Origin of the sequence: Pseudomonas sp. SJZ131 (genome assembly GCF_007828705.1) — a bacterium.
In the GTDB taxonomy this organism is placed as follows: Bacteria; Pseudomonadota; Gammaproteobacteria; order Pseudomonadales; family Pseudomonadaceae; genus Aquipseudomonas; species Aquipseudomonas prosekii.
Genome location: NZ_VIVC01000001.1, coordinates 1,432,182 through 1,450,743, shown reverse-complemented (window position 1 = coordinate 1,450,743; position 18,562 = coordinate 1,432,182). Strand labels below are relative to the sequence as shown.

The 18,562-nt window shown below is 58.9% G+C and carries 17 protein-coding genes; 14 read left to right on the top strand and 3 right to left on the bottom strand.

Going from position 1 to position 18,562, the window contains the following annotated elements:
• Nucleotides 1-8: 8 nt before the first annotated feature.
• A complete protein-coding gene (locus FBY12_RS06315) occupies nucleotides 9-671 on the top strand; it encodes a TetR/AcrR family transcriptional regulator (RefSeq protein WP_145252082.1) in 663 nt (220 codons plus the stop codon).
• Between the two features lie 14 nt (nucleotides 672-685).
• Here FBY12_RS06315 and FBY12_RS06310 read toward each other — a convergent pair whose 3' ends face one another.
• Both FBY12_RS06310 and FBY12_RS06305 read right to left on the bottom strand, forming a co-directional pair.
• Entirely contained in the window at nucleotides 686-3,412 is a 2,727-nt protein-coding gene (locus tag FBY12_RS06310) for a glycoside hydrolase family 3 protein (RefSeq protein WP_178111725.1), read from the bottom strand.
• Entirely contained in the window at nucleotides 3,409-3,651 is a 243-nt protein-coding gene (locus FBY12_RS06305; RefSeq protein WP_178111724.1) for a hypothetical protein, read from the bottom strand. Before FBY12_RS06305 ends, FBY12_RS06310 begins: the two co-directional genes overlap by 4 nt.
• Nucleotides 3,652-4,215: 564 nt before the next feature.
• Here FBY12_RS06305 and gspE point away from each other — a divergent pair.
• The 13 genes from gspE to FBY12_RS06240 all read left to right on the top strand — a co-directional run bounded on the left by gspE (nucleotide 4,216) and on the right by FBY12_RS06240 (nucleotide 17,186).
• Complete coding sequence (gspE, locus tag FBY12_RS06300; protein ID WP_145252076.1) at nucleotides 4,216-5,910, top strand: type II secretion system ATPase GspE; 1,695 nt, start codon at nucleotides 4,216-4,218, stop codon at nucleotides 5,908-5,910.
• Nucleotides 5,911-5,912: 2 nt separating this feature from the next.
• Nucleotides 5,913-7,115 carry a type II secretion system inner membrane protein GspF gene (gene gspF / locus FBY12_RS06295; protein WP_145252074.1) on the top strand — a complete coding sequence of 401 codons (1,203 nt, stop codon included), beginning with the start codon at nucleotides 5,913-5,915 and terminating at the stop codon, nucleotides 7,113-7,115.
• Between the two features lie 10 nt (nucleotides 7,116-7,125).
• Nucleotides 7,126-7,551 carry a type II secretion system major pseudopilin GspG gene (gene gspG / locus FBY12_RS06290; protein WP_145252072.1) on the top strand — a complete coding sequence of 142 codons (426 nt, stop codon included), beginning with the start codon at nucleotides 7,126-7,128 and terminating at the stop codon, nucleotides 7,549-7,551.
• Between the two features lie 2 nt (nucleotides 7,552-7,553).
• Entirely contained in the window at nucleotides 7,554-7,991 is a 438-nt protein-coding gene (locus FBY12_RS06285; protein WP_145252070.1) for a GspH/FimT family pseudopilin, read from the top strand.
• Nucleotides 7,988-8,356, top strand: a complete 369-nt coding sequence (locus FBY12_RS06280) for a prepilin-type N-terminal cleavage/methylation domain-containing protein (RefSeq protein ID WP_109522478.1) — start codon at nucleotides 7,988-7,990, stop codon at nucleotides 8,354-8,356. Before FBY12_RS06285 ends, FBY12_RS06280 begins: the two co-directional genes overlap by 4 nt.
• Nucleotides 8,353-8,958 carry a prepilin-type N-terminal cleavage/methylation domain-containing protein gene (locus FBY12_RS06275; protein ID WP_145252069.1) on the top strand — a complete coding sequence of 202 codons (606 nt, stop codon included), beginning with the start codon at nucleotides 8,353-8,355 and terminating at the stop codon, nucleotides 8,956-8,958. The genes FBY12_RS06280 and FBY12_RS06275 overlap by 4 nt, the downstream gene beginning before the upstream one ends.
• A complete protein-coding gene (locus FBY12_RS06270; protein ID WP_145252067.1) occupies nucleotides 8,955-9,677 on the top strand; it encodes a type II secretion system protein GspK in 723 nt (240 codons plus the stop codon). The genes FBY12_RS06275 and FBY12_RS06270 overlap by 4 nt, the downstream gene beginning before the upstream one ends.
• Nucleotides 9,674-10,741, top strand: a complete 1,068-nt coding sequence (locus FBY12_RS06265) for a type II secretion system protein GspL (RefSeq protein ID WP_145252065.1) — start codon at nucleotides 9,674-9,676, stop codon at nucleotides 10,739-10,741. The genes FBY12_RS06270 and FBY12_RS06265 overlap by 4 nt, the downstream gene beginning before the upstream one ends.
• On the top strand, nucleotides 10,731-11,342 hold the full coding sequence (gene gspM / locus FBY12_RS06260; protein WP_145252063.1) for a type II secretion system protein GspM: 612 nt from the start codon (nucleotides 10,731-10,733) through the stop codon (nucleotides 11,340-11,342). The genes FBY12_RS06265 and gspM overlap by 11 nt, the downstream gene beginning before the upstream one ends.
• Nucleotides 11,339-11,854 carry a general secretion pathway protein GspN gene (locus tag FBY12_RS06255; RefSeq protein WP_145252061.1) on the top strand — a complete coding sequence of 172 codons (516 nt, stop codon included), beginning with the start codon at nucleotides 11,339-11,341 and terminating at the stop codon, nucleotides 11,852-11,854. Before gspM ends, FBY12_RS06255 begins: the two co-directional genes overlap by 4 nt.
• The gene (gene gspD / locus FBY12_RS06250; protein ID WP_145252059.1) at nucleotides 11,851-14,103 is read left to right on the top strand and encodes a type II secretion system secretin GspD; all 2,253 of its coding nucleotides are present in this window, start codon (nucleotides 11,851-11,853) and stop codon (nucleotides 14,101-14,103) included. The genes FBY12_RS06255 and gspD overlap by 4 nt, the downstream gene beginning before the upstream one ends.
• 334 nt (nucleotides 14,104-14,437) lie before the next feature.
• A complete protein-coding gene (locus tag FBY12_RS06245; RefSeq protein WP_145252057.1) occupies nucleotides 14,438-14,869 on the top strand; it encodes a VOC family protein in 432 nt (143 codons plus the stop codon).
• Between the two features lie 352 nt (nucleotides 14,870-15,221).
• A complete protein-coding gene (locus FBY12_RS06240; RefSeq protein ID WP_145252055.1) occupies nucleotides 15,222-17,186 on the top strand; it encodes a hypothetical protein in 1,965 nt (654 codons plus the stop codon).
• 365 nt (nucleotides 17,187-17,551) lie between these two features.
• Here FBY12_RS06240 and FBY12_RS06235 read toward each other — a convergent pair whose 3' ends face one another.
• Nucleotides 17,552-18,529: an alpha/beta fold hydrolase gene (locus FBY12_RS06235; RefSeq protein WP_145252053.1), complete on the bottom strand. Its 978-nt coding sequence runs from the start codon at nucleotides 18,527-18,529 to the stop codon at nucleotides 17,552-17,554.
• Nucleotides 18,530-18,562 lie beyond the last annotated feature (33 nt).

The window sequence follows — 18,562 nt, the reverse complement described above, 5'->3', positions numbered from 1 at the left end:
GGATTTTTATGGCAGTCATGGACACTCAAAACCAATCGACGGATGCGCAGGGCCCCAAGCGTCGCCGCGCGCCGAAAGGCGAAATGCGCCGGATGGCGCTGCTTGATGCCGCCACTGAAGTCTTCGCCCGGGACGGTTATCTCGGCGCTTCCATGCGCGATGTCGCCGACATTGCCGGGATCACTACCGTCGGTTTGCTGCACCATTTTCCGAACAAAGTGGCGCTGCTGCGGGCGCTTATCGACCGTCGGGATGAACGGGTGGTCGCACGTTTCGGTGATCTGGCCACCGCGCCGACGCTGGAAGGTTTTTTGCAGTTTCTGCGATTGAGCATGAGTTTCAGCGTCGAGGATGCGTGCGAATGCCAGGCGTCCGTGATGATCAACACCGAAAGCCTGTCGGAAAAGCATCCGGCATTCCCTTGGTACAAAGACAAGTTCGACATGGTGCATGGGCATGCCCAGGCGCACCTTGGGTCTTTGCAGGAAGCGGGGGAGATTCGCCAGGAAGTGGACGTGAAGGCGCTCGCCCAAGAGATTTTCTCGATGATGGACGGGCTGCAAATCCAGTGGCTGAGAGGGCGGGCAGAGGTCGACGTGTTGAGCGTATTTGACGGCTATTTGCGCCGTCTGGCCGCTGATTTAAAACCTGAGCAGAAGGCTCATCCCTGAGCCTCGTGCAACGGTCAGTACGTTTGCGTGGCCGATACTTGAACGGCTTTGCGCAGTGGCACTGGCAGCGGGTTGCTGTCGCGGGTAGTCAATTGCTCCGGGTACAGCGTGATCAGCGTCTGGCTCAGGGCCAAATCTTCTGAATCGGTGCCGACGCGGATCTTGAACTTGCCGGCATCGACATTCCAGCTAGCGGTGTTATCCACGTAGTACGCCAGCGAACGCGAGTCGAGCGGGATGCTCACAGTCTTGCTCTCACCAGGCTGCAGATACACCTTGGTAAAGCCCTTGAGTTCTTTCTCCGGACGGTCGACCGCAGGTTTTACCGGCTGCACGTACAGCTGCGCCACTTCGAAACCGGCCTTGTCGCCCTTGTTGGTCACGGTGAACTTCACGTCAACCGTGGCGCCCGGCGTCAGCACGTTGCTCGACAGCTTCATGTCGCTGTAACCGAACGTGGTGTAGGACAAGCCAAAACCGAACGGGTAAAGCGGCTTGGCGTGCTTCTTGTCGTAGCCGCGATAGCCCAGGTACAGGCCTTCGCTGTAGGTCATCTCGGTCAGCGCATTGTCGCCGCGATAAGCCGCCGGGTCCGGATAGGATGCGTAGCTCGGATTGTCTTCGATCTGCTTGTCGATGGTCACCGGCAGTTTGCCCGACGGGTTGACCTTGCCATAGAGGATCTCGGCCAGCGCCTGGCCACCTTGCTGACCCGGGAACCAGGCTTGCAGGGTTGCGCCGACTTTCTTCGCCCATGGCTGCATGTCCGCGACACCGCCGCCGTGCATCACCACGATGGTGTTGGGGTTGGCCTTGGCGACGTGCTTGATCAGTTCCGCTTGCTGATCCGGCAGTTCATAACCGTGGTCGGAGCCTTCGCCTTCGTTTTCATAGTTGGTGCCGGCGGCCACCACGACTGCATCGTACTTCGACAAATCGGCAGGTGGACGCAGCGCCGCCCAGCTCATTTGCACGCCGGTGAGGCCGCCGAGTGCCGGGATGAAGTTGCCCTGGATACGCTGGTATTCGAGCTTGACCGTGTATTGCTTGCCAGCGACCAGATTGGCGGTCTTGCCGGAAGTCGTCAGTGCGTTGACCACGTCGGCGGAGTACGGCACACCGTCGCTCTGCACGATCAGTTCATCGTTGACCCACAGTTTGTACGGGCCATCCGCACGAATCTTGAACACTTGAGGACCGGAGACCACAGGTTTGATGTTCGCGGTGAAACGCGCCGAGAAATTGCCGGCAGTCGGGCTGAAACCGGACACCGTGGTGGTGCCGTTATTGGTTTCGTTGGTGCTGGTGGTCCAGTTCAAATTGACGCCCGGCTCAACACGCGTCTGCGCTGGAGTACCGGCGAAACTGGTGTTAGCGAAGTATTCAGCCTTGACCCCGGAGTTGCTGATGTTGCTGCTGCCGGTGGATGGCTGATACCACACCGAACTCTTCGGATTCAGGCTCATCTCGGGCAGATAAGTGACGTTGGAGCTGCTCGACGCCAGTTGCTCCAAGCCGCTCAGTTCGGTCACGTAACTGTTGGGTGGCGAGTTGGCGGTACCGAACGGCGAGGCCGGCGCCTGGTTCGCCCAGTCACCGATGACCGCGATTTTCGCCGATTTGGCCAGTGGCAGCAGCGGCTTGCCGGCGCTGGTTTTCTCGTTGCGCAGCAGGACGATTGCCTCACGCGCGGTGTTCAGCGACGCGCGCGCACCGTATTCGGGATGATCGAGGGTTTTGGCGGTGTTGAGGTTTTCCTGGAAGTCGTAACTGACGATCGCGCGCAGGTTGCGCTTGACCTTGTCGTCGATAACGTTCTGGGTCAGTTGGCCGCTCCACACGTACGGCATCAAGTTGGCTTCGGTGAATTGCAGGCCCGACGGCATGTCGATGTCGGTGCCGGCCCACGCGCCTTTGAACGCATTGTGAATGGCGTTAAAGTCGCTGATCACGGTGCCCTGATAACCCCATTCACCCTTGAGCACGTCGGTGATCAGGTGATGATTTTCGCAGGCGTAGTCACCGTTGACCTTGTTGAAACCACACATGATCGAGGCGACGTTGGCGTTCTTGACCATCGATTCGAAGCCCGGCAGGTACATCTCGCGCAGGGTGCGTTCGTCGGCGACGATGTTGACCGCCTGCCGGTTGGCTTCCTGCTCGTTGGCCAGGTAATGCTTGCCGCTGGCCTGGATGCCTTGGGCCTGAATCGCGTTGACGATGGCCGGGGCGAGTACCGCGCCGAGGAAGGGATCCTCGCCACTGACGTATTCCGCCGAGCGACCGTTGAACGGCGTGCGGTACAGGTTCACCCCCGGCGACAACATCTGCTGGCCGCCGGAGATCTTCGTTTCATAAGCGATCGCCAGGCCGAATTCCTTGGCGCGGTTGATGCTCCAGGTTGCGGCGAGCGCCGATTGCGACGGGTACTGCGCGCCGAACGTGGCGTTATTGACGTGCACGCCCATCGACGAGTCGTATGCCGTGGTGCCCTTGATGCCCCACTTGAGCAGGGAAGGGATCATGTGACCGTCATTGACGCGGGTGAAGTTGATCTTTTCCGACAGGTTCATGTTGTCGAGGATCGAACTGACGCGCGCTTCGACTTCGTTGCCGGTGGCCGGCGTTACGGCGGCGAGCGCCAGGTTGGCCTGGACGATGCTGAAGGTCAGCACGCTCAAACCCAAGGTGTGTTTAAAGGCTGACAAGGCAAAAGTCCTGTTGGTGTGGGTCGGGTTCATGGCTGCTGCACCTGCGCGGGGGCGTCAGCGGTTTCTACCGGCGCATCGAGCATCGTCGCCACGCTGTTTTGCGTGGCGGGAGCGAGGTTGGCGGCGCCAGTAAGCTGGTCGCGTTTGGCCTCGATTTGTTCACGCAGTTGTTGTTCCGCGTTGCCGCTGTTCGCCGCTGAGGCATTGTCCACCGCCATGGCGGGTAAACTTTGCGCGCACAAAAGTATTGCGCCCATAACGGGCGACATGATTCGAAGCATCGATCAATTCTCGGTTTTTGGAAGAGTCGTTATTGCACGATTGCAAACTTGAGGTCTGCAAGTCGCACATAAGTCCGAAGCATGCACATGAAAGTTCAATGCTCGCAAAACAAATTTTCCAAATTGGAAATGGGTGGGGAGAAAAGCGACGTTCGGAGGCTGTTTTCAGTGGTGGCCAATTGATAGTTTTTCAATCTGTGTGTTGAGAAAATAGGTTTTTTCGGCATTTACATCCTGAATATGGAAAAGGAATCGGTGTAAAACAGCGTTTTTTGCTTGGATTAAGCAATAGAGAATAACACGCTAAACCTAGTTGCAATTAGGTTTAGCGCTCTGATAAGCTTTCCCGGCAGTTACTTTTATGCATTTTGCATTCGCTTCCGATGGGGTGAAACATGACCCCGCGAATGCCATAGCGATATGTCAGCGCCAACTTTGGCAAATGTGCGCCTTATTGATTATTCAACTATCGATTCATTGAGTGAAACGTCGTTTGGCGTTTCGCTTGTTGTGTCGTTAGTTGCTTGCGCCCAAGAGATAGTTAACAGTGTGATGCAACTTCCTTCGCAATCCGAAATATGCCAGTGGTTGATCGACAATGCCGAGGTCAAGGCCTCCGACGTCAAACGCGCACGCAAACTGTGCCTGGCGGAAAGTGATAGCGACGAGGAGGTGCTGCGCAATCTGCTGCGCCTGGGCAGCGTGCGCGACGATCAGGCAGTCGAGGCTTACGCGACGCTGCTCGGCGTCCCGCGTTTGGCACTCGATGAAGCGGCGTGGGACATCGAGCCGTTGCCGATCGGCAGCGAGCGATTTTTGCGTCATCACGGCGTCGTCGCGGTGGCGACCGATAGCGCTACGGTCACCGTCGCGGCCAGTCCACCGCTGACGCAATACGCGCTGGACGCAATGAGCTACTGCGCGGGCAAAACCGTGTTGTTGCGCGTGACGACCGCCGCTGACGTCAACACGCTGATCGAACGTCTTTACGGCCAGGGCCGTAGCGCCATGAACGCGCTGATCGAGTCGCTGGACGATAACAGCGGCGCCGAGGACGATATCGAACACCTCAAGGACCTGGCATCCGAGGCGCCGGTGATCCGCTTGGTCAACCTGATCCTGCAATCTGCGGTGGAGCAGCGGGCGTCGGATATCCACATCGAACCGTTCGAAAGCCAGCTGAAAGTGCGCTACCGCATCGACGGTGTGCTGCACGAAGCCGAGGCGCCGCCGTCGAGTTCTTCGGCTGCGATCATTTCGCGCTTGAAGATCATGGCGCGGCTCGACATTGCCGAGCGGCGCTTGCCTCAGGACGGCCGCATCATGCTGCGCATCCAGGGCAAAGAGTTGGATTTGCGGGTGTCGACGGTGCCCACCAGTTTCGGCGAATCGGTGGTGATGCGCCTGCTTGACCGGCGCACGGTGAGCTTTGATTTCCCCAGCCTCGGCATGGACGGCGAGCGCCTGAACAGCTTCCTCGACGTGCTCGAAAGTCCCCACGGGATTCTGCTGGTGACCGGCCCCACCGGCTCCGGCAAAACCACGACGTTGTACACCGCGCTGTCCCGGCTCAACACCGCCGAGCGCAAGATCATCACCGTCGAAGACCCGGTCGAATATCAGCTCGAAGGCATCAATCAGATTCAGGTGAAACCGGCGATTGGCCTCGACTTCGCCAATGCGCTGCGCTCCATCGTGCGTCAGGATCCGGACGTGATCATGATCGGTGAAATGCGCGATCTGGAGACCTGTCGCATCGCGATCCAGAGTTCGCTGACCGGGCACCTCGTGCTCTCGACCCTGCACACCAACAGCGCGGCGGCGAGTATCACGCGCCTGCTGGACATGGGCGTCGAAAGCTACCTGATTGCCTCCACCGTCAAAGGCATTCTCGCCCAGCGTCTGGTGCGGCGCCTCGATCCGCAGACGCGGATTGCCTTTGAAGCGTCGCCGGAAATGATCGCCGAGCACGGTCTGCAGCAGTTCACCGAGCAACGCCCGATTTTGCTGTATCGCCCGGACACCGAGGCGCCAGGTGGCGGTTACCACGGCCGCAGCGCTATCACCGAGCTGTTGGTGATGAACGAAGAACTGCGCTCGTTGCTGATGCGTCAGGCCGATGCCGCCACCCTCGAACAAGCCGCCCGGCGTGGCGGTCTGCGCACCTTGTATGAGGACGGTTTGCGTCAGGCAATCGCCGGCATCACCTCCCTTGACGAGGTGCTGCGCGTCACGCGCGGCGACTGATCATGACTCATTTCAAGTACCGCGCACTGGACGCCGACGGCGCCTCAAGACAAGGCAATCTGCAAGCCGCCGATGAGGCCGGCGCCGTCGCCGCACTGCAAAAACGCGGCTGGTTGATCCTCAGCCTGCAAGCGTGCGCCGGCCATGGCTTGAGTGCTTCTTTGCGGCGCAGCGCCATGCGCGGCGCCCCGTTGGTTAGTTTCACTCAACAACTGGCAACACTGCTGGGCGCCGGCCAACCGCTGGAGCGTTCGCTGGGCATTGTGCTCAAGCAGGCCAGCGATCCGCGTCGCCGGGCACTGCTCGAGCGTGTGCGCGAACAGGTCAAGGCCGGCAAGCCGTTGAGCCAAGCGCTTGAAGAGGAGCACGGGCAGTTTTCCGCTTTGTACATCAGCATGGTGCGCGCCGGTGAGGCGGGCGGCTCGCTGGAAAACACCTTGCGCCAGCTCGCCGATTACCTCGAACGCAGCCAGACGCTGCGCGGCGAAGTGATTAATGCGCTGATCTATCCGGCCTTTCTAGTCGTCGGCGTGCTCGGGTCGCTGGCGCTGTTGCTGGCGTATGTGGTGCCGCAATTTGTGCCGATCTTTCGCGATCTCGGCGTGCCGATTCCGCTGATCACCCAGGTCATTCTCGCCCTCGGCGAATTCCTCAGCGCTTATGGCCTGCTGGTGCTCGCGGCGTTGGTGATCGTGGTGTGGGGCGTCGCTTTGGCACGTCGCGATCCGCAACGCCGGCAACGTCATGACCAGCGTGTGCTGTTTATCAAAGTCATCGGCCCATTGCTGCAGCGGATCGAGGCGGCACGTTTGGCGCGCACGTTGGGGACGTTGCTGAGCAACGGCGTGGCGCTGCTGCAAGCGATGATTATCGTCCGCGAGGTCTGCGGCAATCATGCCTTGCGCGCGCAGGTCGAGCAGGCCACCGAGCGGGTCAAGGGCGGCGGAACGCTGGCGCAGGCGTTTGGCGAGCAGCCGCTGCTGCCGGAACTGGCCCTGCAAATGATTGAGGTCGGCGAACAGGCCGGCAATCTCGACGCGATGTTGCTCAAGGTCGCCGAGGTGTTCGATGTCGAAGCCAAACGTGGCATCGACCGCTTGCTCGCCGCTCTGGTGCCCAGTCTGACCGTGGTCATGGCGGTGCTGGTCGCGGTGATCATGCTCGCCATCATGCTGCCGCTGATGAGCCTTACCAGTAACATTTGAGGAAAAAATCATGTCCCGTTCGAACGCTGCCGCCCGTCATCGGCAAGGCGGTTTCACTCTGTTGGAAATGCTCGCGGTAATTGTCTTGCTCGGCATCGTCGCCACCATCGTCGTGCGCCAGGTTGGCGGCAATGTCGACAAGGGCAAGTACGGCGCCGGCAAGGCGCAGCTGTCGAGCCTGAGCATGAAAATCGAAAGCTTCGGCCTCGATGTCGGCAGCCCGCCGGGCAACTTGCAGCAACTGCTGGCCAAACCGGCCAATGCGGTGGGCTGGGCTGGCCCGTACGCCAAGCCGTCTGATCTCAAGGACCCGTTCGGCCACCCGTTCGGTTATCGATATCCCGGCGAGCACGGCAGTTTCGATCTGATTTTCTATGGTCAGGACGGTCAGGCTGGCGGTGAAGGCTACAAGGCCGACCTCGGCAACTGGGAATGACCATGCTTGCCTTGCAGCGCTCGCGCGGCTTCACCTTGATCGAGCTGCTGGTGGTGATCGTCTTGATCGGCGTCAGCATCGGTTTGATCAGCTTCGGTGTCGGCAAGGGCCTGCAATCGGTGAAAGAACGGCAGGCGCTGACGCAATTGGTCCAGTCGCTGCGCGCCGCGCGGGTGCAGGCCATCGTCACCGGCCAACCGGCGCAGACGCGTTTTGATCTGCGCCACGCGCGGTTTCACGGCCCCGACCAAAAGGCCCACAGCCTGCCGCAGGACATGCACCTGCAATTGGTCACCGCCGAAGGCCTCGGCGCGGCGTTCGAGTTTTATCCGGACGGCGGATCGAGCGGCGGCCACTTGTTGGTGTCGCGCAACGACCAGCATTGGCGGATCGATATCAATTGGCTGACCGGCAACGTTCAGTTGCACGCGCTCAAGTGAACAGCCAACGCGGTTTTACCTTGTTGGAAATGCTCGCGGCGCTGGCCGTGCTGGCGCTGTGCAGCAGTGTTTTGGTGGTCGCGTTCGGCAACGGCGCACGCGCCTTGCAGCAAGTGCAGCGCAGCGACCGCTTGAGTCTGGTCGCGCGTTCGCTGATCGACGACGCCAGCGACCGCGCCTTGCAAGTGGGGCGCAGCGACGGCGAGTGGAGCGGGGTGCATTGGCAGATGGACGTGAGCCTGGTGCCCGGCGCCGCTGGGGCGGCCAATGCTTATCGGCTGGATTTGCACGTCAGCGATGGCGCCCGGCAAGCGCGCTACAGCACCTTGCAAGTGCGCAGCGCCGGCAGCGGGGCGGCGCGATGAAACGTCAGCAACGCGGTTTCACCCTGCTGGAGGTGCTGGTGGTGATCAGTCTGCTGGGCCTGTTGCTGACGCTGATCGGCGCGGCGCTGTCCGGCGCCAATCGGGCGATGGCCAAAGCTGAGCGCTACAGCAGCCGCCTCGATGAAGTGCGTTCGAGCGAGAACTTTTTGCGCAGCGCCATCGCTCAGGCGTTGCCGCTGGCGGCGGGGAAACCGGGGCAAGCGCAGTCGCCGATGTTTCAGGGCGACACGCAGAGTCTGAGTTTTTACGCGCCGCTGCCAGCGACCTTGGGCGGTGGTGTGTATCGGCATCAAGTGAGTCTGGCGGATGGCCGATTGCAGGTGACCCTGCAGCGTTTGCAGGGCGAAGTCTTGCAGCCGGCCAGAGAGCCACAAGTGCTGTTGCAGCAGGTCAAGTCAGTGCAAATCAGTTACCGCGGTCAATCGCCCTCAGGAGCCGGGGCATGGCTGGATCGTTGGCCATGGCCGGGACGGCTGCCGCGCGCCGTGCGCATCGACGCGCAATTGGCTGGTGCGGTTGTCTGGCCGACGCAGGTTATTCGCCTGCGCCTGGACTTGTCCGGCGAGAACACGGCGCCATGAAACGTCAGCGCGGGGTCGCGCTGCTGCTGGTGCTGTGGGTGTTGGCATTGCTCGGCACATTGCTCGCCGGTCTGGTGGGCTGGGTGCATTTGCAAAACCGCCAGGCGCTCTGGCAGCGCCAGCATTTACAGGGGCAATTGGCTGCCGAGGCGGGCATCGCTCTGGCGGTCATCGCCCAGCTCGATCGCGATCCGCAACGGCGCTGGCTGGCCGACCGGCAAGTGCATGCGCTGGGTTTTGCTGACGCCGAACTGGCGGTCAGCCTGCGCAGTGAGCAGGGGCAACTGGATCTGAATGCGGCGCCTGCCGGGCTGATCGCTCGATTGTTACAAGCCTGCGGCGCCGCGCCCGGTGAGGCCCGGCAACTGGCGCACGCGGTCGAGCAACGGCGCGGCGAGGATCAGGCGCCGCTGCGAATGGTTGAAGAGTTGCGCGAAATACCCGGCATGACTCAGGCGTTGTACCAGCGAGCGGCACCCTACGTGACGTTATGGAGCGGGCTGCCGAGCCCGGACCCGCGCTTCGCCGCGCCGTGGCTGCAACGCACGCTGAATTTGCCGCGAGCACCAGCGGCGGTGATGCCGGCCGGTTCGATCATCACCCTGAAAAGCCGTGCGACGTTGCCCGGCGGTTACACCACGACGCTGCGCGTCACCTTGTTATTGAATCCATCGAAGGAGGGCGCACGACCGTACCGGGTTTTGCGCTGGCAAGAATGAAGCAATTGATCTCAGCACCTCTGGCGCAGCGTTTTGCCCAGCTCAACGCCCGTTGGCACAGCCACTGGCGCGGCAGTCTTGCCCAACGTGTGTGGCAGGCGTGGTTGCAGGAATTGCGCAACGTATTGCCGGCGCGCGTGCAAAGCGCTGTGCTGCCGCGCCAGCGCGAGCGCCGCTTGAATTGGCCATTGCCCGACGTGCTGCCTGACGGTAACGGCGAGCGGGTTGTGTTGCTGCTGCCTCACGCGATGGTACTGGCGCAACCGTTGAATCTGCCGCTGGCCGCCACTCGCGAACTGCGCAGCGTGGTCGGTTTTGAGCTGGACAAGTACACGCCGTTTCCGCGCGAGCACATGCACTTCGTCACGCGTGTGCAAAGCCGTGGGAAAACCCTGGCGCGGGTGCTGCTGGTGGCGATTGTGCGCGAGCGTTTGCAAGCGGTCCTTGAGCATTGCCAAGAGCGCGGCTTGCACCTGCACGCCATCGATTGTCGCGGTGCCGACGGCCAACCTCTGGGCGTCGATCTGTTGCCAGACCAACACCCGCGTCAAGGCGCCAGTCGCGGTCATTTGTCAGGTTATCTGGCGGTGAGCTGCGTCGGCCTGTTGCTGGCGTGCATGCTGATGTGGCTGGACGTTCGTGCGGATCGAGTCGCGGCGATGCAAGCGGCGGTGGAGCAACAACGCGAGGAGGTCCAGGCGTTGCAAAAGCTGCGCCGCGAACTGGTCAACACCCAGGGCGCCGCGCGCTATCTGGCGCAACGCAAGAGCGCGCAACCGAGCGTGTCCAGCGTGCTGCTCGACCTCACCGGTTGCCTGGGCGCGGACACCTGGGTCGAGCAACTCGAGATCAGCGAAGACGGCGGCGTCTCGATCACTGGCCAGAGCGCCAAGGCCAGCGCGTTGATCGCCCGTGCGCAAAACTGCCAAACCCTCAGCGATGCGCAATTTCAGGGGATCATTCAGCCCGACGAACACACCGGCAAAGAGCGCTTTTCTCTGCGCGCGCATTTGCGCTCGCAGCCAACTGCACAGCTGCGCAAGGAGCCCGCCGATGCGTCGTGATTTGACTGCGCGCGAACGTCGCGGCGCGGCGCTGATTGCGCTGGCGCTGACCCTGTGGGCGGCGTGGTGGTTGCTGGTGCAGAGCTGGTTTCTCGGCCCGCTGACGGACATCGAAACTCAGGCAGACAGCCTGCGTGAACAGCAGCAACGTTACGCCGGCATATTGCAGCAGCGCGACGCACTGCAACAACAGTTGCAGCAGGCCCGTCGCGATCCGGCAAGCCGCAGCAGTCTGCTGCCCGGCACCGACCCCAGCGGCGTGGCCGCCGACTTGATGCAACGCAGCCTCGATCTGGTCAAGGCCCACGCCGAGCAAGGGCCGGGTTGCCAGGTCACGCAGCGCATGCCGATCACCCCGGAGCAAGACAGCGCCGAGCCGTATCGCCAAGTCAAAGTCAGCCTCACTCTGGAATGTGCCATGGAGCCGCTGACCGGGCTGCTGCACGATCTGGAATACGCGCAACCGTTTCTGTTCGTCGACCACTTGAGCATCCGTCGCCAGACCTCCGCGCCGGCCAGCGGAGGGGCCGGGCGCTTGCAGGTGAATTTGCTGTTGCGCGGGTATCTGCAGCCGGCCGCTGGCAAGGAGCCTGAAGCATGAGGTTCAGCCGGCTCGATCTGCTGTTGATAACCGTCGCCGCTTTGCTCGGCGGCGTGGTTATTTCGCTGCTGCTCGGCGCCGGGCGAGAAGCGCACTGGCTGCCCGCCGCTGCGCCAAGCAATCTGCCGGCCAACGCCGCGCCACAACCTTTGCCGACGCTGACGGCGCAGGCACTCAGCCTGAGCTGGCAACAATCGATTTTCAGCGCTGATCGCAAGCCCGACCTCGTCAGCGGCAAAGGCGCAACGGCTGCGCTGCAAGGCATTGTCCTCACCGGCGTGGTCATCGATGGCCAGGGGCAGTGGGCACTCTTGCGCCTGACCAACAAACGCACGCGCAAACTTGCCGTCGGCGCCACGCTGGAAGATGGCTGGACCCTGAGCGAACTCAGCCCGCTGCAAGCGACTTTTACCTATCAGGGCCAGACCCGCCAGTTGAGCCTGCCCGTGCTCCGCCTACCGCCGCCATCGACGGCGCCCGTCATCACTCTTCCAAATGTACCGAGACCATGAACAATTGCTTCCCTGAAATCTTTCGTCTGCGCAGCCCATTGCTCTGTCTCGCCACGGCAATCGCCTTGGCGGGCTGCGCGTCCACGCCGTCGTCGACAGAAAACGACCCGGCCCTGATGCAGGAAGCACTCAACGGTACCGGTTCGCAGCGCGCGCCCGTGGTGGAGGCGCCGGAGACTGCGGCCGGCCCTTCGACGGCCGCGAGCGTTGCGCCAGCGCGGCGGCAGATCATCCGCGGTAATCAGAGCTTCGTCCGTCCCCCGGCGCCAGCCTCCGCGGCAAAATCGGGCGCGGCGCCGAGCGGCGACATCGTCTTCAACTTCACTGATCAGCCGATCGAAGCGGTGATCAACAGCATCATGGGCGACCTGCTGCACGAGAATTACAGCATCGCCCAAGGCGTCAAAGGCAACGTCAGTTTCTCCACGTCGAAACCGGTCAACCAGCAGCAAACGCTGTCGATTCTGGAAACCCTGTTGTCGTGGACCGACAACGCGATGATCCGCCAAGGCGACCGCTACGTGATCCTGCCGTCGAACCAGGCGGTCGCCGGCAAACTGGTACCGGAAATGCCGGTCGCCCGGCCGTCCACCGGTTTGACCGCGCGGCTGTTCCCGCTGCGCTATATCTCCGCCACGGAAATGCAGAAACTGCTCAAACCCTTCGCCCGCGAAAATGCTTTCCTGCTGGTGGACCCGGCGCGCAACGTGCTGAGCCTGGCCGGCACCCCGGATGAACTGGCCAACTATCAGGACACCATCGACACTTTCGACGTTGACTGGCTGAAGGGCATGTCCATCGGCGTCTACGGACTGCAACGCGCATCGGTGGCCGAACTGATGCCGCAACTGCAAAAACTATTCGGGCCGGACAGCGGCATCCCGTTGGCCAACATGGTCAAGTTCATGCCCAACGAACGCACCAACTCCATCGTCGCCATCTCGTCGCAGCCAGCCTATTTGCAGGAAGTCGGCGACTGGATCGCAACCATCGACGAGGGCGGCGGCAACGAGCCGCAGATGTACGTCTACGACGTGCGCAATATGAAAGCCTCGGATTTGGCCAAATACTTGCGCCAGATCTACGGCAACGGCGCGATCAAGGAAGACGCGGCAGCCAAGGTTGCGCCAGGTTTGCGCACCACCTCGCTGTCGTCGCTCAATGGCAGCGGAAGCGGGCTTTCCGGCGGCACCTCGCAAGCGTCCGCCGGCCTCGGCGCAGAGAACAATCGCGGGCAATCGAGCAGTGCAGAAGAGGATGCCGAGGACGAATCCTCCGGCAGCGAAATGACCGAAAGCGAAACCGGCGAGGCTGCCGAGTCCGGCAGTGAAACATCCGGGCAGAGCCTGGAACAAAGCGTGCGCATCACCGCGCAGAAAAGCACTAATCAGCTGCTGGTGCGCACCCGTCCGGCGCAATGGAAAGAGATCGAATCGGCGATCAAACGCCTCGACAATCTGCCACAGCAAGTGCAGATCGAGACGCGCATCCTCGAGGTCAAACTGACCGGCGAACTGGACCTGGGCGTGCAGTGGTATCTGGGCAAACTGGCGGGCAATTCATCCAGCACAACGGTCGCCAACACCAGCGGCAACCAAGGCGCGCTCGGCGCCGGCGGGGCAGGGCTGGGCGCAGCGGATTCGCTGTTCTATTCCTTCGTCAGCAATAACCTGCAAGTTGCACTGCACGCACTTGAAACCAACGGGCGCACGCAGGTGTTGTCCGCGCCGTCGCTGGTGGTGATGAACAATCAGCAAGCGCAAATCCAGGTCGGCGACAACATCCCGATCAGCCAGACCACGGTCAACACCAGCAATTCCGACACCACGTTGAGCAGCGTCGAATATGTGCAGACCGGGGTGATCCTCGACGTGCTTCCGCGGATCAATCCGGGCGGCCTGGTGTACATGGACATCCAGCAACAAGTCAGCGACGCCGATACCAGCAACATCACCACAACCCAACCCAACCCGCGCATCTCGACCCGCTCGGTCTCCACCCAAATCGCCGTGCAAAGCGGCCAGACCGTGCTGCTCGGCGGTTTGATCAAACAGGACAACGCCGAATCGACGTCCAGCGTGCCGGGTTTGTCGAGCATTCCCGGGTTGAAGTGGTTGTTTGGTAGTACGTCTAAGTCTCGTGACAGGACGGAGCTGATTGTTTTGATTACGCCACGGGTGGTGACCAATGCCGGTCAGGCGCGGCAGGTTACTGATGAGTATCGGCAGCAGATGCAGTTGCTCAGGTGATGAGGGGGGTGTTGGAGGGGTGGGGTTTTTGGAAGTGGGGAAGGGGGGATTTGGTTTGGGGGGATAGATCGGTTGGTGGTTTTGAGTTTTTTGCGTAGTTCGTGAATGGCTGCTTCTTGGCCGAAAGGAGCTGTTTGTGAGCGGCAGCTTTTGGCCCCAAAGCAGCCTCCTCATGGATGGCTGCTGACGACCACGAGCGGCCACTCAGTGCGACTCGATAATCCCAACCCGAACATGCATCATCAGGCTCCCACGATCCCGTCGTGGCATTGCAGCCATAAGTGCAAAACGTGCCCGCCTGCCCGAATTAGCTTTTTGAAATGGAAGTCATCTCATGTTCGAACGTAACAAACTGGTTCCGGAGTTAATGGTCACCAACCTGGATAGCAGCCTGGCTTTTTGGGTTTCTTGCTTGGGGTTAAAAATAGCTCATCAACGCCCGGAAGAAGGATTCGCATACCTTGATTTGAACGGTGCTCAAGTAATGCTTGAGCAGATTGATTCCGACGCGGGGCAATGGCTGACTGCGCCGTTGACTAAGCCGTTTGGAAGGGGCATCAACCTACAGATTGATGTTGAGGCTGTCGCACCCATCATCCAAAAACTTGATCTGGCTGGATTTCCACTCTATCGGGAATGCAAAGAAACCTGGTATCGGGCTGATAATGTAGAAGTAGGCCAGCGCGAATTCATCGTCCAGGATCCCGACGGTTATCTCGTGAGGTTGGTACAGCGGTTGGGGGAGAGACCGGCATGCTCAATCTGAAACTCAGCCAAGTCTATCGTCAGCTTTGTGCCGGTGCAGCCCTTTACGATAGGCAGCAATCGGCCAAGAGCAGCCATTCGCTCAGGGCTTCTTCGTGCTTAGAAGCGGGGACCGCCCCAATCCAGCATTAGAGTCGACGCAGAGCATTAATAAACTGGACTCATGAAATTTCATCCTGATGGTTTCTCTCTATCGAACATTCTCCTGGATCGTTGTGAATCGCCTTTAGCTACCGCATGAGGCCTCGCACAGCAAGTTCACGCATTAGCAAATTCGTGGCTCGTATTGGTAAACATCTGCTAAATTCACGCCAGGCAATTACCACTCTACGCCTCGCAGGCAATAGCTGGGGATGGACTCCAATCTATTAAGCATCTGTAAGGATTTCGATGAGGGCAAGATCATGTATTTCTCCGGGCTGCGGCGAGCAATTCAAGACGTTGAAGAGAAAATGTTTTATGACATCGCCCTTCTGTTTCTTCAAAGTGAAGGTTACAAAGAGCTCAGTATTATTGATGGCGCGGGCGATGGTGGCCGAGACGTACTCTGTTCGCGAACCGACCTTCGAATTCAACTGAGCGTAAGAAAAGATTGGGCGATTAAGATTAATGACGAGGCTGGCGCCACTCGCGCAGCTGGCAAGCGGCATCTTATTTACATAACAAATCGGCCAATTCGAGACGTTGATTTGGCGTTGTTTCGAAATGATAAATACAGGCAAAAAGGAGAGGTTGATCTCACTGTTTTTGATCTGAATAGAGTATCAACTAGCCTTTCTGCTCCTGGTGTAATTAAAGCTGCATATGAAAGGCTCGGATACTTGGTGCAAGGGCGGATCGCCGCGAGTCCTAAGGAAATTGCACTTAGTAATCTTCTGCTTTTTTCAAATGAGGCAAAGGACTTGCGCCAAGACGTTATTGAAAGTAATGTTCGTGCGTTTCTATACAAAAAACCCTCGTCGAAAAGTGGAGACATATTAGCAGGAGTCGTTAAATCCTTGCCGGGTGTTGATATAGAGCATGATTCAAAGAATGCATTGGAGCGCCTGGCAGGCAAGGGTGATGTTGTTGTTGATGCTGGATGCTATAAACTTTCTGATTCGGCCAGAAAACTAATTGAAGTGGCTGAAGAAGATTATTTGCAGTCAACTAGCCATGATCTTGTTTCTATCGCTGAGAAGTACCGTCTTAGTAGCGAGGATGCGCGACGGGTTATTGAGATGGCACTTGAGATTTCCGCTCGTGAAGGCGCGCTGAACGGTGATGGGATCCAAGAGGAAGCGCTGGCAGACTTCATTTCCAATCACAATCTGGTTCGTAGAAAAAACGAATTGTACGAAGATTTATCCAGACTTTCGGTGGCCAGAGTTTCCCAGTACGGGAAAACACTAGATCATATTTTTTCAACTAATACTTTTGATATATATAGAGCACTTGGGAGGACGACTGACGTTAAGATGTTGTTGGACTCAAGCGTTGCAATGCCATTGCTGTTTGGTCTTTGCTTCGGATCAGTAAGGTCTAGATATAGTATTGCTGCTGCTGCGCTACAGCAATTATGCGCTAGTCATAAAATCTCAATGGCAGTTCCACGATGCTATGTTAATGAGATTGTATTTCACGGTAAGGAAGCGCTGGAGTACGTGCAGACTTATTCAGCTCTAAATGAAATGAATAAAGAGATTTTAAAGTCTTCGAATAACTCCTACATAAGTCACTATAGCCATCTAAGGGATAAGAAGGAATTGGCGGATGACTATGCTTTGAAGGATTTCTTGTCGCACTTTGGTTTGGTAGGAGGTGCTCCTCCTCGGAAAGTGGAGAATAAAATTGAGAGCATTCTCGAAGAATTTGGAATCGAAATTATCTCTGCCGGACGATGGGATGCTGATATACGGCAAGAAATTGCAGATGGGAAGCCCGCAAGCCCATCAATTCTAATTGATCATGATGCTTCGGTTTGTACGTTCTTAAAAAACAGTGTCGATGAAGGATTTATTTTTGCCACTTGGGACCGAGTTATGGTCGGTGTTGTTGAGGGAAAATCTCGGATTTTTGCAAGCTCCCCATCAAAAATTGCTGATTTTCTATCAATGGCAAGTGCTTCTGATATCGAAAGCAACCAAAGCTTCAACTTGCTCGGATCTCTTCTTTACTGCGATGAGCGGAAAGTTTCCGCACTAGCCGCAAGGGTCGAGAAGATTGAGTCAGCCGAGAAAGCGTATGAGTTCCAAAGTCTTGCTGCGAGTGCGCGGGGCGAAGCGGTGGACGATGACCCTCAGGGCAATGCCGCCAACGATGATAGCTATAAGGGCTGACGGCTACGTCAAGGGAATCGCCCCGGCCGCCCTAGAGATCGAATGACATCTAGGGCGCATGTACGGCGAGAGCAAAAATGTGCAGCAAGGCGGATGTACACTCCCAGCCATCGAACTGGTCGACAATTGTTTTGGCTGCATGGTGGCTAGCGAAACCGAGCCAGCTCATCGACCTGGGTTGACCGTCCGCTTCTGGCCGAAAGCAGCCATTTGCGAGCACCAGCTTTCAGCCATCAGCGCAAGTGCCATAAACAACAGCTGCGCCGAATACCTCGCGCAGCAACCGGGTCCCGGCCTAAACGTCGAGCACTGCGAAGCCGATCTGATCCATTCCCCTTACTCTGCTGAACATGGCGACTTTCTCCTCATGGCCGCGCCAGAAAGGAGGAGATCAGCGGGTTCAACGCTGGTGCGCATTCCTCTGTGACCCAGTGACCGCATCCTTGCAGCACGTGCGCCTCTACATCGACAGCGTAGCGGCGGATGTTTTCCGGCTGCTGGGCGCCGAATCCACCGTTACCACCTCCGCCGACAGCAAGAACGGGCAGGGTTATCTTGGTTGTCGCCAACTTTTCGTTCTGGGCAATCGACTGGGGGAGCGCGCGATAATATTCAAATGCGTGGTGGAAAGTCTTGGGCTTCGAGTATGAGCGGACATAGCTGTCTATCAGCTCATCGGAGAGCGCCTCTTGGTTGCTTGCATGGTGGCGGATGAAGTGCGTCAGGAATAACCGCTCGTTCCCCTTGACCATCGCGTCTGCCAGTTGATCCGAGGCCGCAAAGAAGCTGTGGTGCCAGCCAGGCGCCTCTCCGGTCGCGACAAATGCTGGCAGTGAATACAGCGTATCGTCAGGAATTGTCGCTTCGATGAAGGCGGCCTTGACGATATCTTCCGGATGACGCGCGACCATCGGATAGCTATTCCAAATGCCGATATCGTGTGCAACCAAGTAGAAAGGCTTTTCGGGGCTGAGGCGTTTTGCGAGCTTGTAGAGATATTCGGAGACGTCCACGCCCGTATAAGACGTTTGCGGAGCCTGCGAAAGACCAAGACCGGGCAGGTCGACTGCTACGACTGTGTAGCGTTCGGCGAGTTGCTGCATGAGTTCATTCCACTCATACCATGTTTGTCCAAAACCGTGGACGAGCAGCACCAGCGGACCTTTACCACCTTGCACGAAGTGCAACTTCACCCCATCAACGCTTTCGTATTTGCCGGTGAAACCCTTAGGAATCAGGAATTCCTCCTGCACGATGTGGGGAGCTTCTTGCGGCGCAGCCTGGGCAGGCGCCCCAGTTATAGCGAGCACGGCGAGTGCGAGGGAAAATGCAAATGACTTCATTTTTTTTACCTTGTGCTGGAAGGGGAATAGGGG